Origin of the sequence: Microbacterium murale (assembly GCF_014635185.1) — a bacterium.
Lineage (GTDB): Bacteria > Actinomycetota > Actinomycetes > Actinomycetales > Microbacteriaceae > Microbacterium > Microbacterium murale.
This window is the reverse complement of the sequence record NZ_BMCM01000001.1, coordinates 897,500-922,305: the sequence shown is the minus strand read 5'-3', so window position 1 is coordinate 922,305 and position 24,806 is coordinate 897,500. Positions and strand designations below refer to the sequence as shown.

The window sequence follows — 24,806 nt, the reverse complement described above, 5'->3', positions numbered from 1 at the left end:
GATGTTCGGACTCTCGGGGCTCTTCGGGTCGATGTGGCGTCCGATGCGCCACCGGCGCCGTGGTGTCGTGGAGCTGAAGTGGCTCAGTGCGCGTACGTACACGACGAAGTGGTATCCGCAGGGCGTCGACTTCGGAACGTGGCAGGGCCGCCGCACGCTCGCGGTGAGCTGGTTCCGCAAGGAGAAGAGCGGTGCGCATCTCGCATCCCGAGTGACGTTCATCGATCTGGAGCGCTCGCGGCACCTCGATGTCGCCCTCACGATCGAAAGCGAGGACGGCGAGCTCGTCCCCGCCCAGATTCACGCCGGCGGCCTCGCCTGGTTCGGTGATCGGCTGTTCGTCGCCGCCACGGGTCAGGGGATCTGGGAGTTCGATCTCAGCGAATCGCGACGGCTTCGCGGGGCTGCCGCGCGGCGCGTGGTCGGAGCCCGCGGTCGCGGCTTCGGCGCGGTGGCGCTGGCGGCTGTTCGCGTGCGGGTGCATCCGGTGCCACTGCGGTGTTCGTTCCTCGGGCGGGTGTTCGACGAGGGCGGCACATCGCAGCCTCGCGTGCTCATCGGCGAGTACCGCGGCGACAAGCTCGGACGCATCGGCGAGTTCACGATCCCGGCCGATGTCGACGGTTCGTTCGTCTTGGTCGACCAGGGCTCTCCGCAGATCGCGCGTATGCAGGGCGCGGTGCAGTGGGGTGATCGACGATTCGTCTCGCAGTCGCGCGGCCTGCAGCCGGGTGCGCTGTGGGACGGCGAGGGCGCCGCGCTCCAGCGCAGCGAGGTTCAACTGCCGATCGGCTGCGAGGATCTCGCGCTCGATCCGGAGGGGCGGATGCTGTGGACACTCGGCGAGCATCCATGGCGGCGCGTGGTGCGCGGCATCCCGTTCGATCGGCTCGGGCTGTGAGACCTCAGGCGAACTCCCCCAACTGGCCGGCCATGGCGCGCCCCTGTACGTAGCCTCCACGCGCGGCAGGTGGACGCGTCGATGGATCCAGCGCATTGGCATTGAACACGTCGCCGGAGCCGGCGTCGGGAAAGACGGTCTCAACTGTGCTGCCGGCTGCGCGCAATTCATCGACCTGGGTCGCGAGGTCCATGCCCCACTCCAGTGGCTGCCTGGTTCTGCCGCTGAACGGGTCCAGCACGAGCACCCGGGCGTAGCCGGCCGCGAGGTCGGCATTCGAGCCGCGACGATAGGCGCCGTTGAGATAGCGCTTCTCACCGATGGGGTACGGCGTCATCGGAGAGGTGCTGGCGGCGACGGCATCCACCAATTCGATTCCGCTGTCGCGATCGAACACGACAGGTTCGGCAGTATGCGCGTCGACCGCTGTGATGAGGACTCGCTGTCGCGGCCAGTGGTGGTTCGGGAGCCGAGCCGCCACTGTGCTGCGCCAGCGCGCACCATCGGCTCCGTCGGACGTGTCCCTTTCGAGCGCGGCCATGGCGAACCTGCGGCGCATGTCGGATGCATCCTTCGCAGAGGCGATGATCGCGTCTGACCACTCCATGTAGGCCGGCCCCGAGAGACGCGGAGCACGCCTCGCATCCGTACCGGTGCTCCGGGGAGTCGGCGGGGGCGTTTCGGCGATGATGGCGGCGTACAGGTCGGACGGATGCGTGCCGCTGGTGATCTGGGCCGCCACCGTCGATCCGGCCGAGGTCCCGATGATCAGGTCCGCCGCATGGAGATCGACCCCGGCAGCGGACAGCCCCGCGATGAGGCCCAGCTGCCAGGCGTTTCCCGCAGCGCCCGCGCCGGCGAGCACCAGCGCAGTGCGGTGGTCGTTTCTCGAGACGGCGTCAGAGGGCGTCGTAGAAGTGGTGTGAAGTGAGTGATCCATGGTCGTCGCTTTCGAGGAGTGCAGAAAAACCCCCGGCCTGGATCCCAGGTCGGGGGTTTTCACTCGCTGTGCGCGAGGGGGGACTTGAACCCCCACGCCCGTAAGGACACTGGCACCTGAAGCCAGCGCGTCTACCATTCCGCCACTCGCGCGAGTGTCTCGTTCCGAAGAAGTCAACTTCACGAGGATATCACGCACTTTCACGTGCACCGAACCCGCGCGGCGCCCGCAACCGCAACCAGAAATCACATCCTGCGTGAGACATCGTCGGCGCCGTGGTGTCTCACGCAGAGTGTGGTTGTTCGACGCCCGAAGGGCCTCAAGAGGCGCATATACAGTTCACCTGGCTACGATGTTGCTACCGCCGCCATGCCAGAGGAGCCCAGTGGGACTACTTGACAGCTTTGAGAAGGGTCTTGAGCGCGCCGTCAACGGTGCGTTCGCCAAGACCTTCCGCAGCGGCATACAGCCGGTGGAGATCGCCTCAGCGCTCCGCCGCGAGGCCGACATCAAGGCCGCCGTCGTCAGCCGCGATCGCATCATCGCGCCCAACAGCTACGTCGTGCGCCTCAGCGCCGACGACCTCGAGCGGATGCACGGACTCGGCGGCGCGCTCACAGAAGAGCTGCACGCTCTGATGAACGCGCACGCCAAGGCGCAGGGCTACAGCTTCTCAGGCCCGGTCTCGATCGTCCTCGAAGCGGACGAGAAGGTCGCCACAGGCACGGTGCGCGTGAACTCCGGCACGGCCGAGGGACGCGTCAGCTGGCAAGCCGTCGTCGACGTCGACGGGCGTCGCCACTCGATCACCAAGGCCCGCAGCGTCATCGGACGCGGCAGCGACGCCGACATCACGATCGCCGATGCCGGCTCCAGCCGAAAGCACGTTGAGATCCTCTGGGACGGCGAGCGCGCCATGATGCGCGACCTCGGCTCCACGAACGGCACCAAGGTCAACGGCACCAAGGTGCGCGAAGCGCCGCTGCCCACCGACACCACGATCACGATCGGTCGCACCGACCTGGTCTTCCGGGTCGTCCCTGTGGCAGCCGACCGACCGTCGGGGGCGAACCGATGAGTGAACTCGTCCTCCTGCTGCTGCGCATCGGCTTCCTGGTGCTGCTGTGGTTCTTCGTGTTCGGCGTGGTGTACTCGCTGCGGGCCGACCTGTTCGGTGTGAAGGTGCGCAAGCTCCCCGCCGAAGCCGCCGGCGGCGCTCCCGTCGCGGCTCCCGCTGCCGCCAAGCCGAAGGCCTCGCCCTCGCCGCGCGCCGGCGGTGCCGCCAGGGTGAACAGCGTCTCCAAGCTCGTCATCACCTCCGGCCCCAAGGCAGGGCTCGAGCTCCCCCTCGGCACGGAGCCGATGACGATCGGCCGCTCGAGCGAATCCGGTCTCGTGATCCGCGACGACTACACCTCCAGCCACCACGCCCGCCTGCTGCTGCGCGGCGACACCTGGGCGATCCAGGACCTCGACTCCACCAACGGCACCTACCTGGGCGGAAAGCGCATTTCGGGAGCGCCCGTCCCGATCGACATCGGCGACGCCGTCAAGGTCGGCGCCACGACCTTCGAGCTGCGAGCCTGACGCCGGCATGGTCTTCGAAGGCTCGAGCGCCGCGATCTCCCATACCGGGAAGGTGCGCTCCAACAACCAGGACTCCGGGTACTCCGGCGCCAACCTCTTCGCAGTCGCCGACGGCATGGGCGGCCACGCGGGCGGCGATGTCGCGTCGAGCATCGCGATCCAGCGGCTCGAGCGCCTGGATCATCCGTTCCCCGACGTGGACGAGGCCCAGGCCTCGTTGCAGGCAGCCGTCACCACGGCCGCAGGCGACCTCATCCGCGCTGCCAAAGAGCGCCCTGAGCTCGCTGGACTCGGCACGACCGTCAGCGCGATCATCATGGTCGAGGATCACGCCGTCATCGGCCACATCGGCGACTCGCGCATCTACCTGTACCGCGACGACGAGCTGACGCAGATCACCGCCGACCACACGTTCGTGCAGCGGCTCGTCGACTCCGGTCGCATCACGCCAGAGGAGGCGCGCTACCACCCGCGCCGCTCGGTGCTGATGCGCGTGCTCAGCGACATGGACCACGACCCGGAGCTGGACATGTTCGTCATGCCCACCCTCCCTGGCGACCGCTGGCTGCTGTGCTCCGACGGCCTCTCCGGCGTCGTCGACGAGCCGCACATCCTCAAGGCCATGCGGCTCGGGCTTCCCCCGGGACGCACGGCCGACAACCTGCTCAAGCAGGCGCTCGACGGCGGCGCCCCCGACAACGTCACGGTCGTGCTCGTCGAGGTGGGCGGCGTGCACCCGGTCTCCTCTGGCACCCCGACGGTCGTCGGCGCAGCATCCACTCCATCCGGCGTGCTCATCCCCGCCGTCCGCCCTGCGCGCACGAACTGGCTGCACCCGGTGCGCCAGGCCGCGAACGAGCCCTCGCACTTCGAACCGGCCGCCGACTACCTCGAAGAGCTCATCGAGGAGGATCGCCGCCGCGCGAAGCGCCGCCGCGTCGGCTGGTTCGCCGCACTCCTGGTCGTTCTGCTCGCGCTCACCGGTGCGGGAATGCTCGCCTACAGCTGGACCCAGACGCGCTATTTCGTCGGGGCGGACGAAGACAGCGTCGTGATCTTCCAGGGTGTTCAGCAGAACATCGGCCCCATCTCGCTGTCCACCGAGCTCGAGGACACCGGCATCCTGCTCGCCGACCTGCCGCCCTACCAGCGCGCCTCGGTGGAGCGGACGATCAACGCGCGCTCGCTGTCAGACGCCATGGCGATCGTCGACCGTCTGCGGGCCGGATCCGAGGCCGTCACGGGTGAGACCCCCGCGCCGACACCTCCTCCGACGCAGACGCCCACTCCGACTCCGACGCCAACCGCGACGAACGGGGGGAATGCCGGATGACGAGCACCGACGTCTCCGCCGACACCGCGGTCATCAAGGCACTCAAGCGGATGCGGCTGCCGCAGACGCAGCGCAACCGCGAGTTCTGGCTGCTGCTGTTCGCCTGCGCGATCAGCGGCGCCGCGCTGTGCCTGGTGCAGCTCGGCGCGCTCGGGCTGATCGATCCCTTCATCCTGTTCATCGGCGGCGGGCTCGCCGTGCTGGCCTTCGCCCTGCACTTCGTGCTGCGCGTCGTGGCATCCGACGCCGACCCGTTCGTCCTGCCCATCGCGACGCTGCTCACCGGCCTCGGCATCGCGATGATCTACCGGATCGACATCGCGCTGCACAACACCGGGTGGGAGGCGTACTCGACCAAGCAGCTTGCCTGGACGGGCATCTCGCTCGCTGGCGCCATCGCGATCGTCATCCTGCTGCACAACTACCGGGTGCTGTTCCGCTACACGTACCTGTTCGGCCTCGCCGGAATCCTCCTCCTGCTGCTGCCGTTCGTCCCCGGGCTCGGAGCATCCGGCTCGAACGCCGACGTGTGGGTGACGATCGGCGGAATCTTCGCCTTCCAGCCGGGTGAGCTGGCCAAGATCTGCCTGGCGATCTTCTTCGCCGGCTACCTGGTGCGCACCCGCGAGAGCCTCACCTCGGTCGGCAAGGTCTTCCTCGGCATCACCTGGCCGCGGATGCGCGAACTCGGACCCGTCATCGTCGTCTGGCTGATCTCGCTCGGCATCATCGTGGTGCAACGCGATCTCGGCACCGGAATGCTGATCTTCGGCATGTTCATCGCGATGCTCTACATCGCCACCGGCAAGACCAGCTGGGTGCTGATCGGCCTCGTCATGGTCGCCGCAGGCGTCGCCGTCGCCACACAGATCCTCAGTTATGTGCAGGGCCGCTTCACGAACTGGCTCGATGCGTTCAATCCCGCGATCATCGATGCCGCGGGTGGCAGCTACCAGCTCGTGCAGGGCATCTTCGGTCTCGCCCACGGCGGCCTGATCGGCACCGGCCTCGGCCAGGGACGCCCGACCGTGACACCGCTCGCGCACAGTGACTACATCATCCCCAGCCTCGGAGAAGAGCTCGGGCTGATCGGCCTGTTCGCGATCCTCGCCCTGTACATGGTGTTCGTCAGCCGCGGCATGCGCATCGGCATCGCCGGCCAGGACGACTTCGGCAAGCTCCTCGCGACCGGGCTCTCGTTCACCATCGCGCTGCAGGTGTTCATCATGGTCGGCGGCGTGACGCGCGTCATCCCGCTGACCGGTCTGACCACGCCGTTCCTCGCCGCCGGCGGATCGTCGCTGGTCGCGAACTGGCTCATCGTGGCACTGCTGCTGCGCATCTCCGACGGCGTGCGCCGCCAGCCCAGGGTGGTGATCGGATGACGAAAGAGCTCCGCAGACTCAGCATCGTGATGCTGTTCATGTTCCTCTCGCTGTTCGCCGCGACCAGCTGGATCCAGGTCGTCGCGGCCGACGAACTCGGGCAGGCCGATCGCAACACGCGTTCGCTGCTGGACAGCTACGAGATCCAGCGCGGGTCGATCATCGCCGACGGCGTGCAGATCGCGTACTCCGTGGCCAGCGAGGACGAGTTCCAGTACCAGCGCATCTACACCGATTCGCCGATGTGGTCGAGCGTCACCGGTTTCTTCAACCCGGCGCTGCAGTCGTCGACCGGCATCGAGAACGCCCTCAACGGTGACCTCTCCGGCACCGGCGCGAGCGCGTTCCTCGCCGAGATCGAGCGGATCGTGTCCGGCCAGCCGCAGACCGGGTTCAGCGTCGAGCTGACTCTGGATGCGGCGGCTCAGCAGGCCGCCTATGAGGCCCTCGGCGATCTGCAGGGTGCCGTGGTCGCCATCGAACCGGCAACGGGACGCATCCTCGCGATGGTCTCCACGCCCGGCTACGACGCCAACGCGGTCGCCGTGCACAGCGGCTCACAGGCCGAGGCCGCGTACGACGCGCTCGACGCGCTGAAGCCGAACCCGCTGCAGAACCGTGCGATCGCCGGCAACCTGAACCCCCCTGGCTCGACGTTCAAGGTGCTCGTCGCCGCGGCCGCCTATGCGACAGGGGAGTGGACGCCAGAGTCGACACTCCCGAACCCGGCTCGCTACACACTGCCCGGTTCCTCCTCACAGGTCTCGAACGCCACGGGCGGCACATGCGGCTCCGGATCGACCGTGACGATCGCCGATGCCGTCCGCCTCAGCTGCAACATCCCGATGGCCGAACTCGCTGTCGAACTCGGCGACGCGACGATCTTCGAGATGGCGGAGAAGTTCGGGTTCAACCAGCGCTTCTCCACGCCGCTCGAATCGACCGCTTCCCGCTACCCGCGCGGACTCGATGACGCGCAGACGGCGCTCACCGGGTTCGGTCAGGGTCAGGTGACCGCGACGCCGCTGCAGATGGCGATGGTCTCGGCCGGAATCGCGAATGACGGAGTGGTGATGAATCCCCGGCTCGTGGATGCCGTGATCGGAAACGACCTCTCGGTGGTCCGTCAGTACGAGAACAGCGAGTTCGGTCGCGCCACGGAGGCGGATGTCGCAGACGATGTCACCGATGCCATGACGGCGAGCGTCGCAGACGGTGCCGCGACGGGTGCAAGAATAGACGGCATCGACGTCGCCGGTAAGACGGGGACGGCCGAGAACGATGGCGACGAGCCGTACACGTTGTGGTTCACCGGTTTTGCACCGGCGGACAACCCACAGGTAGCTGTGGCGGTCGTCGTCGAAGACGGCGGCGGAATGGGACAGTCGGGATCCGGTGATACGCTCGCCGCCCCGATCGCGAAGAAGGTCATTGAGGCGGTGCTTAACAGATGAGGCCGACGCAGGGTGTGTCGTTCGGTGGTCGATACGAGCTTCAGTCGCGTATTGCGATCGGTGGCATGGGCGAGGTCTGGGAAGCGACAGACCACGTCATCGGACGGACCGTCGCCATCAAGATCCTCAAGGACGAGTACATGGGGGATCCGGGTTTCCTCGAGCGCTTCCGCGCCGAGGCCCGTCACGCCGCACTCGTCAATCATGAGGGCATCGCCAGCGTCTTCGACTACGGCGAGGAGAACGGCAGCGCGTTCCTCGTCATGGAACTCGTCCCCGGTGAGGCGCTTTCCACGCTGCTCGAGCGCGACGGCGCCCTGGGCGCCGACAAGACCCTCGACATCGTCGCCCAGACGGCATCCGCTCTTCAGGCTGCGCACGCGGCCGGTCTCGTGCACCGCGACATCAAGCCGGGCAACCTGCTGATCACGCCGGACGGCCGAGTGAAGATCACCGACTTCGGCATCGCCCGCATCGCCGACCAGGTGCCGCTGACCGCGACCGGTCAGGTCATGGGCACCGTGCAATACCTGTCGCCCGAGCAGGCCTCAGGACACCCGGCATCGCCGGCGACCGACACGTACTCGCTGGGCATCGTCGCGTACGAGTGCCTGGCCGGCAAGCGTCCGTTCACGGGCGAGTCGCAGGTCGCGATCGCGATGGCGCAGATCAACGAGCAGCCGCCGCCGCTTCCGCCGACAGTGCCGATCCCGGTGCAGAACCTCGTGATGGCGATGATCGCGAAGAAGCCGGCCGACCGGCCTTCGTCATCGGCCACCGTGGCTCGTGCAGCGCAGGCGCTGCGCCGAGGAGACCTGAACTCCGCGGCGATCGCCGTTCCCGCCATCGCGACCGGTGGAGTCGCGGGCGATGACGCCACCCGCATCCTCACCGCCACCGGCGACGACGGCACCACGCGCATCCTCCCGACCACTTCGGCGTTGCCCGCCGATGGCGACGGCACCGACGTCGAGGGCAAGAAGAAGAAGAAGCGCAGTCCCTGGACGTGGCCGCTGATCGCACTGATCGCGCTCATCGCCATCGTGCTCGCCGGCACGGTGTTCGCGCTGTTGAACCAGGGCGAGCCCGACGCGGATCCGACGAGGACATCAGCCCCGCCGACCACGCCGGCGCCCGAGCCCACCACACCGTCGCCCGAGCCGACTCCGACCACGGATCGCGTGGATGTGGCGTCGCTCAACCTCGTGGGACTCGACTGCTCCACGGCCACGACGACGCTGACGGACAACGGGTTCACCGACATCAGCTGCGTCCCAGGGGATCCCGCTGGGTCAGACGATCAGGTCGGCAAGGTCTACAAGGTCGAGCCGCTCGGCAACGTCGCGGTCGATCAGACCATCACATTGACCACCTATGGCGACCGTGCTGCGCTGCCCGCGCCGGCGGATGCTCCCGCGATCTCCGGCGATCCCGTCGCCGGTGGGACGGTCACCGTCTCGTGGGGAAGCGACTTCGTCTGCCCCAGCGGCACGAACCTCACCCGCTACACGGTGCAGCTCACCAACGGCACGTTCGTGTCCGGGGGTCCGAACTTCCCGCCGACGCAGCGCAGTGCCGAGGTGACGGTCGCCGACGCGGAGGGACAGCAGCTGATCGCGACGTACACGGCGACATGCGCGAGCACGGATGAGCGCGTGACTCCCTCGTCGCCGCCGCTGTCCGTGACGATCCAGCCGGCCTCGGTCCTGCCCGGCGACGACAGCGGTGGCAGCGAAGGCTGAGAGTAGTCTCAGAGGTGCTGAGGGTAACCTTAGGAAGTCCATGACGTTGCCACACCAGGGGGAGCTACACGTGTCCGCAGAGCCGCGCATCATCGCAGAGCGATATCGCGTGGATGAGCTCATCGGACACGGTGGCATGGCGAAGGTCTACCGCGGCTACGACGTCACGCTCGGGCGCGAGGTCGCCATCAAGATCCTCGATCCGAATCTCGCCCGCGACACGGCCTTCCGCACCCGCTTCCGCCTGGAGGCTCAGGCGGCATCGCGCATGTCGCACCCGTCGATCGTGCGCGTCTACGACGCCGGCGACCCGACGTCGGCTCCGCATGGCGCTCCCGCCGTCGGTTCCGCCGGCAGCGAGCCGTACATCGTCATGGAGCTGGTCCAGGGCCGCCAGCTGAAGGAGATCATCGCCGAGGGGCCTGTCCCCGTCGAGGATGCGGTGCGCTACGTCGACGGCATCCTCGAGGCGCTCGACTACTCGCACCGGGCCGGCGTCGTCCACCGCGACATCAAGCCGGGAAACGTCATGGTCACCCCGGCCGGCCAGGTCAAGGTGATGGATTTCGGCATCGCCCGCGCGGTGTCGGACTCGTCTTCGACGGTCGCCGAGACCACGCAGATCATCGGCACTGCTGCGTACTTCTCGCCCGAGCAGGCCAAGGGCGAGCCGGTCGACGCGCGCGCCGACCTGTACTCGACCGGCATCGTGCTCTACGAGCTTCTCACCGGACGTCAGCCGTTCCGTGGTGAGTCCCCGGTCGCGGTCGCGTACCAGCACGTGAGCGAGACGCCGTTGGCGCCCACCGAGGTGAACGAGGACTCCCCCGGGGCCCTCGACCCGATCGTGCTGCGCGCGCTCGCGAAGGATCCATACCAGCGGTATCCGGATGCCGCGCACTTCCGCGCTGCGCTCGACGACGCCGTAGCGGGCAAGGCGCCGAGCAAGAAGCAGCTCGGTGCACTCACCAGCGAGCTGTACGGCCCGAGCCCCCGCCAGGCGCAGGAGACAGCGCGGTCGCTGCGCCAGCTCAGCAGCGACACGACGATGACGCGCACGCAATCCGGTCCACCCGTGGTGTGGATCTGGGCGGGTGTCGCTCTGCTCGCCGTGCTGCTCATCTCCGTGCTGGTCTGGGTGCTGACGATGCCCCGCGGCGAGCAGATCCCCACCTCGTCACGCACGGTTCCCGACCTGATCGACGTGTCGTACGAGCGCGCACAGCAAGACCTCGAAGAACTGGACCTGCAGTCCACGCTCGTCTACGAGGCGAGCGCCACGATCACCGAGAACAATGTCATCCGCACCGATCCGGAGGGCGGACAGTCCGTCGAGGCCGGGCAGCGCGTCACGATCTATGTCTCCTCCGGCACCGAGACCGTCAAGGCTCCCACCCTCGTCGGGCTCTCGCAGGCTGCGGCGAAGGACGCTCTGAGCAAGGAGGGTCTCGAGCTCGGCACGGTGATTCAGCGCAACGATCCGAACAGCGCCGCCGACACGGTGCTGGAGGCGAGTGTCGAGGCCGGGGCGGAGATCGCGCCGAAGACCGTCGTCGATCTCGTCGTCGCCAGCGGTCAGGTCACGCTGCCCGATGTCACGGGCTGGACGTTGGATGCCGCCACCGCGAAGCTCGAAGAACTCGGCCTCACCGCGATCCCGGCCGAGCTGGCCGACTGCGCCGCCACCGACCCGGCGACCATCGCGTCGATGTCTGCCGCACCCGGCGATGTCCCGGTGCACTCCGAGGTGCAGCTGCGGTACTGCACCGCTGCGGCGAAGTAGTGACGCGCTGCCGCTAGCCGGCGAGTGGATGCAGACGGGCCGACAGCTCGACGGCATCCGGGGATCCGCCCTGCGCGAGCCAGTTCGCCAGCAGGCGATAGCCGTGCGGGGTGAGCACGCTCTCGGGGTGGAACTGCACTCCCTGGATCGGCAGTTCGCCATGCGTGATCGCCATCACGGTGCCGGATGCCGTGCGCGCGGTCACGTGGAGAGCTGACGGCAGCTCGGCTTCGGCGAGTGCGAGCGAGTGGTAGCGCCCGGCATCGAAGGGCGAGGGGATGCCGTCGAACAGGGCCGAGCCGTCATGCACAACCGCGGACACCATGCCGTGCATGAGCTCCGGTGCCTCGGTGACCGCGGTGGCGAACGCCGCGCCGATCGCCTGATGCCCGAGGCACACGCCGAGCAGCGGCATCCTTCGCACGGCGGCGAGTGCGACGATCTCTACCGACGCCCCGGCATCCTCGGGTCTACCGGGCCCTGGCGAGATCAGCACGGCATCGAAGTCGGGCAGGAGACGCGCGAAGCCCGCCGCATCCGCGGCATCCGCCTCGATCAGTTCGACGACCGCACCGAGCTCTCGCAGATAGCCGACGAGCGTGTGCACGAAGCTGTCGTGATTGTCGACGACCAGCACCCGCACGCTCACTCCAGGTCGACCTCGCCGGGCGTGATGAGCGGACTCACCCAGGGGAAGACGTAGAAGAACAGGCCGTAGACGATCGCGGCGACCGCGACCACCAGGATGAACAGCCGCAGCCACCAGGGGCCGGGCAGGATGCGCCAGAGCGCTGCATACATCTGATCCTCCTTACAGGGACGGGGATGCGACCTGATCGACGGAAGCCATCGAATCCGGAGCGCCCTCGGCGCGAGGCTGGAACCCCTCGAACACGGCGTATCCGACGATGCGCTCCGCGAGCGAGTACAGCGGCGAGCATGCGGTCAGGGTGAGATACCGCTCTCCCGTGGCGGCTCCGGGCACCTGGGGCACATCGAGGAGCACGTCCACCTCGTTCGGCTGCACGTACTCGAGCGTGCGGAAGCGGTACGTGTACCAGCCCTCCTGCGTCTCCACGACGATCGCATCATCGACATGGAGCTTGTCCATCCGGTTCAACGGAGCGCCCCACGTTGTGCGGTGGCCGGCGACGGAGAAGTTGCCGACCTCCCCCGGCATCACCGACTGGTCGTACACGCCGATCCAGCCGTTGTCGAGGGTGATCGGACGCGTCGTTCCGCCCGCGATCGCCACGTTGTAGTCGTCGCCGAACCGGGGGATCCGCAACTGGGCGAACGTCTCACCAGGTGCCGGATGCGGCAGCACCGGAGGCTCGAACCAGGTCGCACCGTCATCGTTCTCGACGACCGGCGGAGGCTCGGGGGCAGGCTGCTGCTCCCAGCTCTGCGAGACCGCGTTGCCGGCGTTGTTGCTCTGGGCGCCGATGATGATGTCGCCGATCCACATCTGCCAGGCGACGAAGAGCAGAACGAGCACGCCGGCGGTGAGCAGCAGCTCGCCCAGAACGCTCGTGAACGTGGCCCGTGAGCGCCGCCGAGAATGCCGGGTGCGCGCGCTCGTCGACGGCCCGGCTGCACTCATAGGCGAGATCTTATCCCGCCAGGGTGGACACCTGCCCTCGAAGCAGGCAGTCATCGCCGTCTTGGGTAGACTGACCCCATGGCACGAGACCGTAAGAGCGAAGAACCCGCTGTCGAGCGCGCGGAAGGCGAGGCGGCACCGAACGCCGTGTGGTTCAAGCCCGTGATGCTCGGCTTCATGCTGCTGGGCCTGGCGTGGATCCTGGTGTTCTACATCTCGGGCATGCAGTTCCCGGTTCCGGGCATCGGCTCGTGGAACCTCGCCATCGGCCTCGGCATCGCGCTGATCGGATTCCTGATGACGACGCGGTGGCGCTGAGTCGGCATCCATTGATCTTCGAAAGGCCCTCGCATCTGCGAGGGCCTTTTCGCTTGCGGCCCGGACTCCGGGAGAAGTTGTACACAGAGTTATCCACAGCCTGGGGATGAATTACACGGGTGTTATTCACAACGAGGGACAAGGGTGTTAACAACTCCTGACCGGGAGTGAAGGTGCCAGGCCAGGCGCCTCCTCAGACGCCGAGGAGGAGGGGCGGGACGATGAAGACCGCGGCGAGGAGAAGGGCGGCGAGGGCGATCAGCAGGAGGATCTGCCAGGTTCGCTGACTGCGCTTGCGCGTGCGCAGGACGATCAGACCGACCAGAGCGCCGACGGCCGCACCGCCCACGTGGGCCTGCCACGCGATGTTGAAGCCGGGGACGAACCCGATCACCAGGTTGATGCCCAGCAGCACGAACAGACCGGTCATATTGGCGCCGAGGTGCAGGCCGATCACGAGCAGGGCTCCGAACAGCGCGAACACCGCGCCTGAGGCGCCGATCGTCGCGCTGCCGGGGGAGATGATCGCGACTGCGACCGAGCCGCCGAGCCCGCCGAGAACGTAGAGCGCGAGGAAGCGCCAGCGTCCGAGCATCGGCTCGAGGCTCCGGCCGATCATCCACAGCGCGAGCATGTTCAGACCGATGTGCCAGATGCCGCTGTGCACCAGCACCGCGGTGATCAGACGCCACGGCTGGAACGGCAATCCCGACAGGTCGGGGAAGAGATAGCCGACGTGGAACAGCAGCAGACCCGTGACGTCGAGGCCCGGAATGAGCTGCAGCAGGCCGACGAAAGCGGTCACCGCGATGATCCCGTAGGTCATCATCGGGCGACCGGACTGAACGGCCGTGAGCGAGCCACGCGCACGAGGCCGTCCGCTCCACTGCCGCTGAGCGCGCTTCTGCGCTGGAGTGCGGCTGCCGCGCTCGGCCTTCATGCACTCCGGGCAGATGACGCCGACGGCCGCCTGCGTCTGGCACTCGGGACAGATGGTGCGCATGCACCGTTGGCAGAGTACGAAGCTCTGCCGATCCGGATGGCGGTAGCAGAAGTTGTCACGATTGCTCGCGAACTCGGGTGTCGTCATCCGGATCGGCCTGAGAGACGTCTGAACTCAGACGGCGGCGATGTCGACCGACTGGAGGACGACGTCCGCAAGCGGCTTGTCGCCGGCCGCGGTGGGAACGGCGGCGATGGCGTCGACGACCTTCCTCGAGGCGTCATCGGCCACCTCACCGAAGATCGTGTGCTTGCCCTGCAGCCACGGCGTCGGGTCGGTCGTGATGAAGAACTGCGAGCCGTTGGTGCCCTCGGCCTTACCGGTGATCGCGTTGCGACGCAGACCTGCGTTGGCCATGGCGAGGATGTAGGGCTCGTTGAAGTTGAGCTCCATGTTGATCTCGTCGTCGAAGTTGTAGCCGGGGCCGCCGACGCCCTTGCCGAGCGGGTCGCCGCCCTGGATCATGAAGTTCGGGATGATGCGGTGGAAGATGACGTCCGTGTACAGGGCGCCTTCGCCCGGCTTGCCGGTCGCCGGGTCGGTCCACTCCTGGGTGCCGTCGGACAGGCCGACGAAGTTCTTGACCGTCTTCGGGGCGTGGTCGCCGAAGAGGTTGACGACGATGTCGCCGTGGTTGGTGTGCAGGGTTGCGACGTGAGAGTGCTGAGCCATGCCCCCATTGTCGCAGAGCTTGCAGTGTGCTGGCCGGAAGCGCGGTGACGTTAGCGCGTGCGGCTCCGGATGACAAGGGTCGGCACAATCACTGCCGGCATCCAGTCTCGTCTGGCAAGATGGGGAACCCGTACTCCAAGTCGACAGGAGAACATCGTGAGCCTCACCCGCAAGCGGAAGAAAGAACTGCGCCGTCTGCGCGACAACGCCACCGAGCTGTGGGAATCCCAGCAGGAGGTCGTCGGCCATGCGGCCGAGGTCGCACGCGAGGCCAGCCGTCAGCTCGGCAACGTCGGTCGTGAGCAGGTGCTTCCTGTCGTGCAGGACGCCTACAACCGCCGTGTCGCCCCGACCGTGAACCGCGGCGTGAAGCTCGGTCGCCACGTCGTGGACGACAAGGTCGTCCCGATCGTCGGCGGTGTCGTCGGTTCCGCGCTCTCCGCGTGGGACGTCGCGAACGCCAAGCGTCAGGGCCTCGAGTTCACGGGCGGACGCATCGTGAAGAAGAAGCAGGGCCCGGGCGTCGGTTCGGTCATCGCGATCATCCTCGGCGCGGCTGCGGCTGTCGGAGTGCTCTACGCCGCATGGCAGGCACTGCGCACGGATGACGAGCTCTGGGTCGCTGACGACCCGCTCTCAGCCCCCGACGCGTGAGCCACGCCGGCTCCGGCGGATCAGTCCCTGACGGGGCTGATCCGCATTCGCGCGTGCGGGATGCCGCGGCGGAGCGTGGTCTCGACATCGAGATCCGCGAGCGGCCTCAGGCGAACAGCCTGCATGAAGCCGCCGCACTGCTCGGGCTCGACCCGTCCGGCATCGTCAAGACGCTCGTCGTCAAGCGCACAGACGACACCTACCTGTTCGCACTCGTCCCCGGCGGACGATCGATCTCGTGGCCCAAGCTGCGCGCCGTCGTCGGCGTGAACAAGCTGCGCCTGCCAGAGGCCGAGCTCGCACTGGCCGCGACCGGATACGAACGCGGCACCATCGTCCCGATCGGCAGCACCACCGACTGGCCGATCTACGCCGACGAATCGATCGTCGGCCAGCGCGTCGCGATGGGTGCGGGTGCGCACGGATACAGTCTCTTCGTCGACGCGGATGATCTGATCACCGCCTACGGCGCGACGGTCGCCGACATCACGGTTCCTGAGGAGCCGCGCGACTGATTCAGAGGATCTCGGCCATCCGCAGCGCGATGTCGACGAGCTTGACGCGCTGGAGTTCCGCGACCGCGGGCAGCGTGAACCACCCCGCCATGTCGGTGGAGCCGTTCTCCTCGAAGCGCAGCTTGCCGCCGCTGATCTTGGCGCGGTAGACGATCCGCAGAGTGTGCAGCGGGGCATCCGATCGCTTCACCCGCCTGCCGGCGGGGATCACCCGGGAATGGATGCCGAGAAGCTCCTGCACGTGCACCGTGTAGCCGGTCTCTTCGCGGACTTCACGGCGAACGGCGTCTTCCGGGTCCTCCCCGGCTTCGAGCCCACCGCCGGGCATCGTCCATGCGTTGCGTCGACCTTCGGTCCACCGCGCGAGCAGTACCCTGTCGTCGTCATCGGTGACGACCGCATATGCTGCGACACGCAGATCCATGCGCCTCACACTACTGTGACTGCCGCGGTCGTCAGATCACCTTCGCGCCTGCGAGGTAGGTCGCCCGCACCACCGTCTCGGCGAGCTCGTCAGCCGCGACGGTCACCGGATCGCGGTCGACCACGATGAAGTCCGCGAACAGGCCGGGTGCGAGGGATCCGACCTCGTGCTCGCTGAACAGCTGCCACGCGGCGTTCGTCGTCTGACCCGCGAGGGCTTGGGCGCGCGTGACGGGCGTGCCGCCCGGCATCCGGTATCCGTTTCGCGTCGTGCGCGTCTCGGCGACGGCCATGTTGCGGAACGGTTCATTCGGCGTGACCCAGCCGTCGTTGTGGAACGTGGCGCGATGACCGGCCGCGAACGCCGCGCCGGCATCCGCCCATGCACCGCCGTGCTCGGCGCCGAACAGGTCGTCGACGAGCACCTCGCCCCAGTAGGTGATGTGGTCGACGAACAAGCTGACGGTGACCCCGAGGGATGCTGCGCGCGTGAACTGCGCGGCCGTCATGGCGCCGCAGTGCTCGAGACGGAAGCGGTGATCGGTCAGTGCGTATCGGGTGATGATCTGCTCGTACACGTCGAGCGTCGATTCGATCGCCCGGTCGCCGTGCGCATGACAGGCGAGCTGCCACCCGCCCGCCGCGTAGGGCTCGGCGATCTCGAACAGTTGCTCCGCGGTGTAGTTCGCCGTGCCGACGTGGTGCGGTTCGAGGCCGAGATCACGCGTCGCCTGGGTGTCGAGATACGGGAACGAGGTGGCGATGTTGCCGATCCAGGGGGAGCCGTCCGACCAGGTCTTCACACCGGTCTGGCGGAACATCGAATCGTCATCGCCGCGCGGTGCTGCCGTGCCGCCGGGCCGTGACATCTCGTACCAGCGGAGGCGCACCGGCAGCTGACCCTGCGCGTGCAGAGACTGGATCAGCGGATTCAGGTCGGGGTTCCACGACAGATCGGAGACCGTCGTGATGCCGCGGCGCGACAGGTCGCGCAGGTGTGCGACGAGCAGCTCGGGCAGGTGCTGCTGCGCACGAGCGAGCATGGGTGCGACGACCTGCTCGACGGCTGCCTCCTCGAAGGCGACGCCGGCGAGCTCGCCGTTCGCATCCCGGGCGAAGTGGGCACCTGCGGGATCAGGCGTGTCCCGGTTCACGCCGGCCGCACGAGCGGCCGCGCTGCTGAAGTACGCCGAGTGCCCGGAGTTGTGAATGACCACGAGCGGAACGTCTCCTGCGAGCTCGTCGAGCCAGCGCATGTCGGGGTCGGGAAGCCCGCGCTGCAGCAGCGCATCCCAGCCGTTCGCGAACACGGCCTGTCCTTCGGCGTCCGCGACGGCCTTCTTCAGTGCGGTGAGCACGCCCGCGGCATCCGGGATCGTGACCGGCCGGATGTCGACGACGAGGTTCGACAGCAGGATCGACGAGTACGCGGGGTGCCCGTGCGGTTCGATGAGGCCGGGCATGACCCAGCCGTCCAGCGCCACGGTGTCGGCATCCGGATGCTGCGCCTTCAGTGCGGCGGCAGTGCCGAGTGCGACGATGCGGCCATCCGCGACGGCGATAGCCTCGACTTCTACATCGGCCTCGGTGTCTGGCTCGTTGACTCCGGCGAGCGGGCGGATGCGGCCGGTGAAGACTGTCGTCATGGCGTCAGTCTGGCAGGGAACGTGTCAGCGCGAGATCGAGTCCAGCGCCGCGGCGAGCCGCGACACCGTCCCGTCGACGTCGGCGAGCTTGTCGAGACCGAAAAGTCCGATCCGGAATGTCGAGAACCCGTCCGGCTCATCGCAGTGCAGCGGCACTCCGGCCGCGATCTGCAGCCCCTGCCCCTTGAACGCCGCACCGGACTTCAGCGCCGGATCATCCGTGTGCACGACGACGACCCCGGGTGCCGCATACGCTGCGGCCGCGACGGACGGGAATCCGCGCTCTGCGAGGAGCTCACGCACCCGGGTGCCGAGTTCGATCTGTGCGGCGCGCAGCGCCTCGAAGCCGCGGTCGCGGGTTTCGATCATCGCGGCGAGGTTGTGGGTCAGCGGATCGGTGGGCATGGTCGCGTGGTACGCCGCACGGCCGGCGCGGTACTCGTCGGCGATGGCCAGCCACTTGCCGAGGTCGGCGGCGAAGCTCGTCGAGGTTCGTGAGCGCACAGCATCCGCACCCGCCTCGCTGAGCATGACGAAGCCCGCGCACGGCGATCCGCTCCAGCCCTTCTGCGGGGCGCTGATCAGCACGTCGACGCCGAGGGCCTTCATGTCTACCCACATTGCGCCGGAGGCGATGCAGTCCAGCACGAGCAGGCCGCCGACCTCGTGCACGGCATCCGCCAGTGCACGGACGTAGTCGTCCGGAAGGATCATGCCGGCAGCCGTCTCGACATGCGGGGCGAACACCACCTCTGGGCGGCGAGCGCGGATCGCCGCGACCACTTCCTCAAGGGGCGCCGGCGCCCACGTCGCCTGCACGTCGTCGGAATCGGGCCGGGCGGCGAGCACCGTCACGTCGTCGCTGATGCCGCCGGTCTCGAGGATCTGCGACCACCGGTACGAGAACAGTCCGTTGCGCACGATGAGGGTGCGACGGCCGGTCGCGAGCTGGCGTGCAACCGCCTCCATCGCGTATGTGCCGCCCCCGGGAACGATGGCCGTCGTGTGGGCGTTGTACGCCGCACCGAGGATCTCGAAGGTCTGCTGCAGCACCGAGACGAAGCGCGCCGACATGTGATTCAGCGATCTGTCGGTGAAGACGACGGAGTACTCCAGGAGGCCATCGGGATCGATATCGTCGTGCGGCAGGCTCATGCGCCCAGCATCCCACAGCGCTTCGCGAACGGCGATCAGGCCGTCATGGATTTGAGGTCGACCGGCGTGCATGACAGTGTGGAAGACGGACCGAAGCTGTTTCACCCAGCGGAGATCACACCCCATGGACATGAATTCTTTCGAGCGGCACACCCCGATCCGGGACGGTGACACGCTCTGACTTCCCCCGGCTCTCTCGAGCCGAGCACGTCAGTTCAGGCCTCGCATACCGATGCGCGGTCGGGTGAGACGAGCCTGATCCGACCGCCTCTGGTCGATGAGGGGATCGAGCTGTGGCGCATCGCCCGCGATTCGCAGACGCTCGATCTGAACTCCTCGTATGCGTACGTGCTCTACGCCCGCGACTTCGCCTCGACATGCCGGATCGCACTCGTGGGCGGTGAGCCGGCCGGTTTCGTCATCGGCTACCGCCGCCCGGCAGACCCTTCCTGCCTGTTCATCTGGCAGGTCGCCGTCGACGAGCGATTCCGCGGGCTCGGCCTCGCTGGCCGGATGCTGGACGACCTGCTCCACGACGACGTCGTGAGTCCGCCCGTCCGCATCCTGCAGACCACCATCACCGACGACAACGCCGCGTCCCAGCAGACGTTCCGCAGCCTCGCGCGTCGCTGGAACGACGCGCCGATGGTCGTCACCCCCCTCTTCGAGAGCGCGCATCTGACGCACCCGTCGGATGCTGCGCATCACGAACCCGAACGGCTCTACGAGATCGGCCCGTCGATGTAGCCGTCACTTCCGCCCACCCGGGGCGGCGTGCGCTCCCCGCACGTGATCAATCAAGGAGGAGAACCACCACTCGATGAATATCTTCACTCAGCTGGAATCCGAAGTCCGCAGCTACTCGCGCGCATGGCCCGTCGTGTTCGACCGTGCGATCGGCAGCCTGATGTACGACGAAGACGGCAAGGAGTACCTCGACTTCTTCACCGGTGCAGGCGCTCTGAACTACGGGCACAACAACCCAGAGCTCAAGCGCGTGCTCCTCGACTACCTCGCCGATGACCGCATCGTGCACTCCCTCGACATGTTCACATCGGCCAGGCGCGACTTCCTCGAGGCACTCGACGAAGTCATCCTGAAGCCTCGTGACCTCGACTACAAGGTCGTCTTCCCCGGCCCCGGCGGCGCGAACGCGGTCGAAGCCGCACTGAAGCTCGCCCGCAAGGTGACCGGCCGCGAATCCGTGGTGAACTTCACCAACGCCTTCCACGGCATGACACTCGGCGCGCTGTCCGTCACCGGCAACTCGCTCAAGCGCGGCGGAGCCGGCATACCGCTCGTGCACGCGACGCCGATGCCGTACGACGACTACTTCGACGGCGACTACCCCGACTTCTTCTACTTCGAGCGGCTGCTCGAAGACTCCGGCAGCGGGCTCAACATCCCGGCCGCCGTGATCGTCGAGACGGTGCAGGGCGAGGGCGGCATCAACGCGGCGCGCGCCGAATGGCTGCGACAGCTCGCGGCCCTGTGCAAGCAGCACGAGATCCTGCTGATCGTCGACGACATCCAGATGGGCTGCGGGCGCACCGGCGACTTCTTCAGCTTCGAAGAGGCCGGCATCGTTCCCGACATCGTCTGCCTGTCGAAGTCGATCTCCGGCTACGGTATCCCGATGGCGCTCACGCTCATCAAGCCCGAGCTCGATGTCTGGCAGCCGGGAGAGCACAACGGCACGTTCCGCGGCATCAGCCCGGCGTTCGCGACGGCCGCTGCGGCGCTGCGCCGTTACTGGTCGGATGACGAGCTGCGCGACTCCACCATCACCAAGGGCGCACGCGTCGAGGGATGGTTCAACACCTTCGTCGCCCGCTACCCGCAGCACGAGCTCATCGCGAAGGGCCGCGGTCTCGCGCGCGGTCTGCAGTTCCCCTCAGGCGAGCTGGCGGATGCCGTGTGCCGGGCCGCTTTCGAGCGCGGACTGCTCATGGAGACCTCGGGCCCAGAGGGCGAGGTCATGAAGATTCTCCCCGCACTGACCATCACCGACGTCGAGCTCGAGCGCGGACTGCGGATCATCGACGAGTCGGTGCGCGCCGTGCTCGGTGAGCCCGACCCGCACGCCGCCGATCACACGATCGATCACGACGCCGATCGCGCCGAAGGCGACATCGCCGACCACCACAACGCACAGAGCAAGGAGCACACCCCCGCATGATCGTCCGCACACTCGATGAGATCACCGACACCGACGCCGACATCAAGACCGAGAACTGGCGCAGCAAGCGCATCGTGCTCGCGAAGGAGAAGGTGGGCTTCTCGGTACACGAGACCACACTGTACGCGGGCACTGTGAGCCGGTTCTGGTACGCGAACCACATCGAGGCCGTGTTCGTCGTGGCCGGCGAGGGCGAGATCACCGATCTCGGCACGAATGAGACACACCAGCTCGCCCCCGGCTCGCTGTACCTGCTGAACGACCACGACAAGCACGAGGTGCGTCCGCGCACGGAGATGCGCGTCGTGTGCGTGTTCAACCCGCCCGTCACAGGGCGCGAGGTGCACGACGAGAACGGCGTGTACCCGCTGGTCACCGAACCCGCGTGACCGGGATCATCACAGCATCCGCAAGAGAGAGCATCCGCAAGAGACAGGAGAACGACGCATGACCACCACGACCACCGCAGAGGACCTGTTCCCGACCCGGCTTTCGCAGCCCTCTGACTTCATCACCCGAACGCAGCCCGCAGTGTGGGGGACAGCCGGAGATGGCCCCTTCTCCGAGGATGAACTGCAGGCGCATGAGCGACGCGGCTTCACGATCCTCGACGATTTCATCTCACCCGATGACGTCGCGTCGTATTCGAACGAACTCGACCGGCTCGCATCCGACACGGCGCTGCAGGGCGACGACCGCCTGATAACGGAGCGCACGACGGGCACCGTGCGATCGGTCTTCGAGGTCGAGAAGCTGAGTTCAGTGCTCGAGGCCCTCGCCCGCGATCCGAAGGTGCTCGATAGGGCGCGACAGATCGTCGGCTCGGAGGTGTACCTGCACCAGACTCGGATCAACTACATGCCGAGCTTCACGGGCACCGGCTTCTATTGGCATTCCGACTTCGAGACCTGGCATGCGGAGGACGGCATGCCCATCCCGCGGGCGGTGAGCCTGTCCATCGCGTTGACCGACAATTATCCGTTCAACGGCGGACTCATGGTGATGCCCGGCTCGCACCGCACGTTCGTGCCGGCAGTCGGCGAGACACCCGACAACAACCACGAGCAGTCGCTGCAGGCGCAGGAGGCCGGTGTGCCGAGCCACGCCGCCATCACGGCGATGGCCGACGAGTACGGCATCGACCAGTTCACCGGGGCCGCAGGTTCCGCGCTGTGGTTCGACTCGAACATCATGCACGGCTCTGGCAACAACATCACCCCGTACGCCCGCTCGAACGTCTTCATGGTGTTCAACAGCGTCGAGAACGCGCTGGTCGATCCGTTCGCCGCGAAGAGCCCGCGTCCGACGCACATCGCGAACCGCGACTTCACGCCGCTGGGCTGATCCGGGACCTCGCCTCGCGAAACTGCAAGACCACGCCGAGACCGCGTCGATTCGCCGCCGTCTCGGCGTGGTCTTGCTGTCTCGGTGGAACCGATGCGTCGCGCATGGGGTAGTGTCTTTCGCATGACAACCCGTTGGTATGCGTATTTCGAGTCGGCTCTGGAGGGGCCGGCGCTGATCTAGCGCACACCACACACCTTCAGAGCCGACAAGCCAGAGCATTGCTCTGGCTTTCGCCGTTTCATCGGCGGGCTCTGCATCCGGGGTCCGCCTGATCACAGGACAGGACCCATGAACACTCTCGATGCGACAGCCGATCTGCACGTCTCACAGTTCACGACTCTTCCCACGCCCGGCGACATCGCCGCCGAACTGCCGGTCGGGGTGGAGCGCGCCTCGCTGGTCTCCCGCACGCGCGACCAGGTCCGCGCGATCATGTCGGGGGAGGATGACCGGCTGCTCGTGGTCGCCGGCCCCTGCTCGATCCACGACCCCGCCGCAGGGCTCGAGTACGCCGGTCGGCTGGTGCGCGAGGCGGAGAAGCACCGGGAAGACCTGCTGATCGTGATGCGCACGTACTTTGAGAAGCCGCGCACGACGATCGGCTGGAAGGGCCTGATCAACGACCCGCACCTCGACGGCAGCCACGACATCGAGGAGGGGTTGCGTCTTGCACGCGGATTCCTGCGCGATGTCACCGCGCTCGGGATGCCGTGCGCCACGGAGTTCCTCGAGCCGATCAGTCCGCAGTACACCGCCGACCTCATCACGTGGGGCGCGATCGGCGCGCGCACGACGGAGAGCCAGATCCACCGACAACTGGCATCCGGTCTGTCGATGCCGATCGGATTCAAGAACGGCATGGACGGCGGGCTTCAGGTGGCGCTGGATGCTGCGGCCGCAGCATCCGCTCCGCAGGCGTTCCTCGGCATCGGCGCGGATGGTCGCGCGAGTCTGGTGGCGACGACGGGCAACCCCGACACCGGTGTGATCCTGCGCGGCGGCGCCGATGGGCCGAACTACGGTGTCTCGCACGTCGCGGAGGCATCTCGCCGACTGGACGCGGCGATGCTCGCGCCGCGAGTGGTCATCGACGCGAGCCACGGCAACAGCGGCAAGGACCACGTGCGCCAGGCGATCGTCGCTGCGGAGATCGGCGAGCAGATCGCCACGGACGGTGCCGCGATCGCCGGTGTGATGCTGGAGAGCAACCTCGTCGCGGGTGCGCAGAAGCTGGATGTCTCGGCCGGCCGCACCCGACTCGTCTACGGGCAGAGCGTGACGGATGCCTGCATGGGATGGGATGCCACGGCAGAGGCTCTGACCGCGCTGGCCGACGGGGTGCGTCGGCGACGCGCGTGAGGGTGTGTCAGCTCGCGCGGACGTTCAGGAGCTGCCAGCCCTCTGGAACCTTGGCGAGGAGCGCGTCCATGTCGTCGGCCTCGATCTGTTCGATGCGGTCGCGGCTCTGGAACGTGCCCTTCGCCTTCAGGATCGCGGCGCCCTTGATCATCACGACCGGGGCCGAGACGAGGTCGAAGCCCTCAGGGCGATGCGTCGCGAGCTGCGTCTGAACGCCGGCGAGATCTGCCGCCTCGACGTCGACGGAGTGGGTTTCCACGGGACGCATCAGACCGATCAGCACCCCTTGATCCTACGTCGGCCGCGATCGAGAATGCGGCGGACTGTGCCGGAAGCACACCATGTCTGCAAGGATGCAGTCGCGATACCTCAGGCATGATCAGTAACACGCGAATCCCGCAGCACAGGAGTGAACGTCCGGTTCGGTACCGACCGTCCTGAGGAAAGAAGGGTTTCCGGGATTCAAGGCTCCATGAACCCCGGAAACCCTTCTTTCACCGCCCACTCATCGTGGCGATCGCGCCTGCAAGGCGTCATCCGCCGGACCACGTCACCACCGTGCGAAAACAGAAGAAGCGCCACCCGAATCTGGGCGACGCTTCTTCGTATCCTGTGGAGCCTAGGAGATTCGAACTCCTGACATCCTGCTTGCAAAGCAGGCGCTCTACCAACTGAGCTAAGGCCCCGCGAGGGTGTTTAGTTGAGGTGAAAAGTGGGGCTACCAGGATTTGAACCTGGGACCTCTTCATTATCAGTGAAGCGCTCTAACCAACTGAGCTATAGCCCCGTCAACCTCCAAGACTTTAC

The 24,806-nt window shown here is 67.2% G+C and carries 26 protein-coding genes and 3 tRNA genes; 16 read left to right on the top strand and 13 right to left on the bottom strand.

Annotated features, from left to right (window positions below; all coding sequences use genetic code 11):
- The first annotated feature begins 1 nt into the window (after position 1).
- A complete protein-coding gene (locus tag IEV67_RS04475) occupies positions 2 to 901 on the top strand; it encodes a hypothetical protein (RefSeq protein WP_188435337.1) in 900 nt (299 codons plus the stop codon).
- Positions 902 to 905: 4 nt separating this feature from the next.
- On the opposite strand, the gene IEV67_RS04470 is transcribed toward IEV67_RS04475, so the two are convergent.
- Positions 906 to 1,841 carry a patatin-like phospholipase family protein gene (locus tag IEV67_RS04470; protein ID WP_188435336.1) on the bottom strand — a complete coding sequence of 312 codons (936 nt, stop codon included), beginning with the start codon at positions 1,839 to 1,841 and terminating at the stop codon, positions 906 to 908.
- 69 nt (positions 1,842 to 1,910) lie between these two features.
- A tRNA-Leu gene (locus IEV67_RS04465) sits at positions 1,911 to 1,993 on the bottom strand.
- A gap of 233 nt (positions 1,994 to 2,226) precedes the next feature.
- Between IEV67_RS04465 and IEV67_RS04460 the strand changes: the two genes are divergently transcribed.
- From IEV67_RS04460 to pknB, 7 genes are all read left to right on the top strand, one after another.
- Entirely contained in the window at positions 2,227 to 2,919 is a 693-nt protein-coding gene (locus IEV67_RS04460) for an FHA domain-containing protein (RefSeq protein ID WP_188435335.1), read from the top strand.
- Positions 2,916 to 3,428 (top strand): FHA domain-containing protein FhaB/FipA, encoded by a 513-nt coding sequence (locus IEV67_RS04455; RefSeq protein WP_188435334.1) that lies wholly within the window; start codon positions 2,916 to 2,918, stop codon positions 3,426 to 3,428. The genes IEV67_RS04460 and IEV67_RS04455 overlap by 4 nt, the downstream gene beginning before the upstream one ends.
- Before the next feature lie 7 nt (positions 3,429 to 3,435).
- Positions 3,436 to 4,761, top strand: coding sequence for a PP2C family protein-serine/threonine phosphatase (locus IEV67_RS04450; protein ID WP_188435333.1), 1,326 nt, complete (start codon positions 3,436 to 3,438; stop codon positions 4,759 to 4,761).
- Positions 4,758 to 6,146 carry an FtsW/RodA/SpoVE family cell cycle protein gene (locus tag IEV67_RS04445; protein ID WP_188435332.1) on the top strand — a complete coding sequence of 463 codons (1,389 nt, stop codon included), beginning with the start codon at positions 4,758 to 4,760 and terminating at the stop codon, positions 6,144 to 6,146. Before IEV67_RS04450 ends, IEV67_RS04445 begins: the two co-directional genes overlap by 4 nt.
- Entirely contained in the window at positions 6,143 to 7,600 is a 1,458-nt protein-coding gene (locus tag IEV67_RS04440; protein WP_188435331.1) for a peptidoglycan D,D-transpeptidase FtsI family protein, read from the top strand. Before IEV67_RS04445 ends, IEV67_RS04440 begins: the two co-directional genes overlap by 4 nt.
- Entirely contained in the window at positions 7,597 to 9,342 is a 1,746-nt protein-coding gene (locus IEV67_RS04435; protein WP_229702718.1) for a serine/threonine-protein kinase, read from the top strand. The genes IEV67_RS04440 and IEV67_RS04435 overlap by 4 nt, the downstream gene beginning before the upstream one ends.
- Before the next feature lie 70 nt (positions 9,343 to 9,412).
- Entirely contained in the window at positions 9,413 to 11,125 is a 1,713-nt protein-coding gene (gene pknB, locus IEV67_RS04430) for a Stk1 family PASTA domain-containing Ser/Thr kinase (protein WP_268238571.1), read from the top strand.
- A 13-nt stretch (positions 11,126 to 11,138) separates the two neighbouring features.
- Here the strand turns inward: pknB and IEV67_RS04425 are convergent, their stop codons facing one another.
- The 3 genes from IEV67_RS04425 to IEV67_RS04415 are packed head-to-tail and all read right to left on the bottom strand — an operon-like array spanning position 11,139 to position 12,728.
- Complete coding sequence (locus IEV67_RS04425) at positions 11,139 to 11,774, bottom strand: anthranilate synthase component II (protein WP_229702716.1); 636 nt, start codon at positions 11,772 to 11,774, stop codon at positions 11,139 to 11,141.
- Entirely contained in the window at positions 11,771 to 11,926 is a 156-nt protein-coding gene (locus IEV67_RS04420) for a hypothetical protein (RefSeq protein ID WP_188435329.1), read from the bottom strand. Before IEV67_RS04420 ends, IEV67_RS04425 begins: the two co-directional genes overlap by 4 nt.
- A gap of 10 nt (positions 11,927 to 11,936) precedes the next feature.
- Entirely contained in the window at positions 11,937 to 12,728 is a 792-nt protein-coding gene (locus tag IEV67_RS04415) for a class E sortase (RefSeq protein WP_188435328.1), read from the bottom strand.
- 78 nt (positions 12,729 to 12,806) lie between these two features.
- Here IEV67_RS04415 and IEV67_RS04410 point away from each other — a divergent pair, with 78 nt between their 5' ends.
- Positions 12,807 to 13,046, top strand: a complete 240-nt coding sequence (locus tag IEV67_RS04410) for a cell division protein CrgA (RefSeq protein WP_033105571.1) — start codon at positions 12,807 to 12,809, stop codon at positions 13,044 to 13,046.
- Between the two features lie 193 nt (positions 13,047 to 13,239).
- On the opposite strand, the gene IEV67_RS04405 is transcribed toward IEV67_RS04410, so the two are convergent.
- Both IEV67_RS04405 and IEV67_RS04400 read right to left on the bottom strand, forming a co-directional pair.
- Positions 13,240 to 14,136: a rhomboid family intramembrane serine protease gene (locus tag IEV67_RS04405; RefSeq protein ID WP_188435327.1), complete on the bottom strand. Its 897-nt coding sequence runs from the start codon at positions 14,134 to 14,136 to the stop codon at positions 13,240 to 13,242.
- 27 nt (positions 14,137 to 14,163) lie between these two features.
- The gene (locus IEV67_RS04400; RefSeq protein WP_188435326.1) at positions 14,164 to 14,721 is read right to left on the bottom strand and encodes a peptidylprolyl isomerase; all 558 of its coding nucleotides are present in this window, start codon (positions 14,719 to 14,721) and stop codon (positions 14,164 to 14,166) included.
- Between the two features lie 156 nt (positions 14,722 to 14,877).
- Here IEV67_RS04400 and IEV67_RS04395 point away from each other — a divergent pair, with 156 nt between their 5' ends.
- Complete coding sequence (locus IEV67_RS04395) at positions 14,878 to 15,375, top strand: hypothetical protein (protein WP_033105574.1); 498 nt, start codon at positions 14,878 to 14,880, stop codon at positions 15,373 to 15,375.
- A gap of 53 nt (positions 15,376 to 15,428) precedes the next feature.
- Positions 15,429 to 15,890 carry an aminoacyl-tRNA deacylase gene (locus IEV67_RS04390; RefSeq protein ID WP_188435742.1) on the top strand — a complete coding sequence of 154 codons (462 nt, stop codon included), beginning with the start codon at positions 15,429 to 15,431 and terminating at the stop codon, positions 15,888 to 15,890.
- 1 nt (position 15,891) lies between these two features.
- Here the strand turns inward: IEV67_RS04390 and IEV67_RS04385 are convergent, their stop codons facing one another.
- From IEV67_RS04385 to IEV67_RS04375, 3 genes are read right to left on the bottom strand one after another with little or no spacing between them, the layout of a single operon-like run.
- Positions 15,892 to 16,314, bottom strand: coding sequence for an NUDIX hydrolase (locus IEV67_RS04385; RefSeq protein WP_033105576.1), 423 nt, complete (start codon positions 16,312 to 16,314; stop codon positions 15,892 to 15,894).
- Between the two features lie 31 nt (positions 16,315 to 16,345).
- On the bottom strand, positions 16,346 to 17,959 hold the full coding sequence (locus IEV67_RS04380; protein ID WP_188435325.1) for an amidohydrolase: 1,614 nt from the start codon (positions 17,957 to 17,959) through the stop codon (positions 16,346 to 16,348).
- 24 nt (positions 17,960 to 17,983) lie between these two features.
- Entirely contained in the window at positions 17,984 to 19,114 is a 1,131-nt protein-coding gene (locus IEV67_RS04375) for an aminotransferase class V-fold PLP-dependent enzyme (RefSeq protein WP_188435324.1), read from the bottom strand.
- Between the two features lie 255 nt (positions 19,115 to 19,369).
- Between IEV67_RS04375 and ectA the strand changes: the two genes are divergently transcribed.
- The 5 genes from ectA to IEV67_RS04350 all read left to right on the top strand — a co-directional run bounded on the left by ectA (position 19,370) and on the right by IEV67_RS04350 (position 23,999).
- The gene (gene ectA, locus IEV67_RS04370) at positions 19,370 to 19,861 is read left to right on the top strand and encodes a diaminobutyrate acetyltransferase (RefSeq protein ID WP_188435741.1); all 492 of its coding nucleotides are present in this window, start codon (positions 19,370 to 19,372) and stop codon (positions 19,859 to 19,861) included.
- 73 nt (positions 19,862 to 19,934) lie between these two features.
- Positions 19,935 to 21,293: a diaminobutyrate--2-oxoglutarate transaminase gene (ectB, locus tag IEV67_RS04365; RefSeq protein WP_188435323.1), complete on the top strand. Its 1,359-nt coding sequence runs from the start codon at positions 19,935 to 19,937 to the stop codon at positions 21,291 to 21,293.
- The gene (locus tag IEV67_RS04360) at positions 21,290 to 21,682 is read left to right on the top strand and encodes an ectoine synthase (RefSeq protein ID WP_188435322.1); all 393 of its coding nucleotides are present in this window, start codon (positions 21,290 to 21,292) and stop codon (positions 21,680 to 21,682) included. The genes ectB and IEV67_RS04360 overlap by 4 nt, the downstream gene beginning before the upstream one ends.
- A 58-nt stretch (positions 21,683 to 21,740) precedes the next feature.
- Positions 21,741 to 22,637, top strand: a complete 897-nt coding sequence (gene thpD / locus IEV67_RS04355) for an ectoine hydroxylase (protein WP_188435321.1) — start codon at positions 21,741 to 21,743, stop codon at positions 22,635 to 22,637.
- A 291-nt stretch (positions 22,638 to 22,928) separates the two neighbouring features.
- Complete coding sequence (locus IEV67_RS04350) at positions 22,929 to 23,999, top strand: 3-deoxy-7-phosphoheptulonate synthase (protein ID WP_188435320.1); 1,071 nt, start codon at positions 22,929 to 22,931, stop codon at positions 23,997 to 23,999.
- Between the two features lie 7 nt (positions 24,000 to 24,006).
- Here the strand turns inward: IEV67_RS04350 and IEV67_RS04345 are convergent, their stop codons facing one another.
- The 3 genes from IEV67_RS04345 to IEV67_RS04335 all read right to left on the bottom strand — a co-directional run bounded on the left by IEV67_RS04345 (position 24,007) and on the right by IEV67_RS04335 (position 24,786).
- Positions 24,007 to 24,282: a hypothetical protein gene (locus IEV67_RS04345; RefSeq protein WP_188435319.1), complete on the bottom strand. Its 276-nt coding sequence runs from the start codon at positions 24,280 to 24,282 to the stop codon at positions 24,007 to 24,009.
- Positions 24,283 to 24,612: 330 nt separating this feature from the next.
- A tRNA-Ala gene (locus IEV67_RS04340) sits at positions 24,613 to 24,685 on the bottom strand.
- 27 nt (positions 24,686 to 24,712) lie between these two features.
- Positions 24,713 to 24,786: transfer RNA gene (locus IEV67_RS04335), tRNA-Ile, on the bottom strand.
- Between the last annotated feature and the right edge of the window lie 20 nt (positions 24,787 to 24,806).

Bases quoted from the DNA above. Each gene is read 5' to 3' on its own strand.
- IEV67_RS04435 (WP_229702718.1), top strand. From the start codon at position 7,597: ATGAGGCCGACGCAGGGTGTGTCGTTCGGTGGTCGATACGAGCTTCAG.
- thpD (WP_188435321.1), top strand. From the start codon at position 21,741: ATGACCACCACGACCACCGCAGAGGACCTGTTCCCGACCCGGCTTTCG.
- IEV67_RS04360 (WP_188435322.1), top strand. From the start codon at position 21,290: ATGATCGTCCGCACACTCGATGAGATCACCGACACCGACGCCGACATC.
- IEV67_RS04380 (WP_188435325.1), bottom strand. From the start codon at position 17,959: ATGACGACAGTCTTCACCGGCCGCATCCGCCCGCTCGCCGGAGTCAAC.
- IEV67_RS04375 (WP_188435324.1), bottom strand. From the start codon at position 19,114: ATGAGCCTGCCGCACGACGATATCGATCCCGATGGCCTCCTGGAGTAC.
- IEV67_RS04410 (WP_033105571.1), top strand. From the start codon at position 12,807: ATGGCACGAGACCGTAAGAGCGAAGAACCCGCTGTCGAGCGCGCGGAA.
- IEV67_RS04400 (WP_188435326.1), bottom strand. From the start codon at position 14,721: ATGGCTCAGCACTCTCACGTCGCAACCCTGCACACCAACCACGGCGAC.
- IEV67_RS04450 (WP_188435333.1), top strand. From the start codon at position 3,436: ATGGTCTTCGAAGGCTCGAGCGCCGCGATCTCCCATACCGGGAAGGTG.
- ectB (WP_188435323.1), top strand. From the start codon at position 19,935: ATGAATATCTTCACTCAGCTGGAATCCGAAGTCCGCAGCTACTCGCGC.
- IEV67_RS04385 (WP_033105576.1), bottom strand. From the start codon at position 16,314: ATGGATCTGCGTGTCGCAGCATATGCGGTCGTCACCGATGACGACGAC.
- IEV67_RS04455 (WP_188435334.1), top strand. From the start codon at position 2,916: ATGAGTGAACTCGTCCTCCTGCTGCTGCGCATCGGCTTCCTGGTGCTG.
- IEV67_RS04350 (WP_188435320.1), top strand. From the start codon at position 22,929: ATGAACACTCTCGATGCGACAGCCGATCTGCACGTCTCACAGTTCACG.
- IEV67_RS04420 (WP_188435329.1), bottom strand. From the start codon at position 11,926: ATGTATGCAGCGCTCTGGCGCATCCTGCCCGGCCCCTGGTGGCTGCGG.
- IEV67_RS04445 (WP_188435332.1), top strand. From the start codon at position 4,758: ATGACGAGCACCGACGTCTCCGCCGACACCGCGGTCATCAAGGCACTC.
- IEV67_RS04470 (WP_188435336.1), bottom strand. From the start codon at position 1,841: ATGGATCACTCACTTCACACCACTTCTACGACGCCCTCTGACGCCGTC.
- IEV67_RS04415 (WP_188435328.1), bottom strand. From the start codon at position 12,728: ATGAGTGCAGCCGGGCCGTCGACGAGCGCGCGCACCCGGCATTCTCGG.
- IEV67_RS04440 (WP_188435331.1), top strand. From the start codon at position 6,143: ATGACGAAAGAGCTCCGCAGACTCAGCATCGTGATGCTGTTCATGTTC.
- IEV67_RS04405 (WP_188435327.1), bottom strand. From the start codon at position 14,136: ATGACGACACCCGAGTTCGCGAGCAATCGTGACAACTTCTGCTACCGC.
- IEV67_RS04475 (WP_188435337.1), top strand. From the start codon at position 2: ATGTTCGGACTCTCGGGGCTCTTCGGGTCGATGTGGCGTCCGATGCGC.